General features: G+C 50.6%; 1 rRNA gene. It reads left to right on the top strand.

Annotated features, from left to right (window positions below):
• Positions 1 to 255 (top strand): 23S ribosomal RNA (locus IQP38_RS21675); the annotation flags it as partial.

Raw genomic sequence — 255 nt, 5'->3', positions numbered from 1 at the left:
CGGGTTAATATTCCCGTACTTCTTACAATTGCGATGGGGGGACGGAGAAGGCTAGGTGGGCCTGGCGACGGTTGTCCAGGTTCAAGTGCGTAGGCTGAGAAATTAGGTAAATCCGGTTTCTCTTAAGGCTGAGACACGACGTCGAGCATCTACGGATGTGAAGTCATTGATGCCATGCTTCCAGGAAAAGCCTCTAAGCTTCAGATTGTAAGGAATCGTACCCCAAACCGACACAGGTGGTCGGGTAGAGAATAC

The sequence above is a fragment of the Vibrio sp. OPT41 genome, assembly GCF_015163595.1.
Lineage (GTDB): Bacteria > Pseudomonadota > Gammaproteobacteria > Enterobacterales > Vibrionaceae > Vibrio > Vibrio alginolyticus.
Note: the sequence above shows the minus strand (reverse complement) of the source record. Positions and strands in the feature narration are given on the sequence as shown.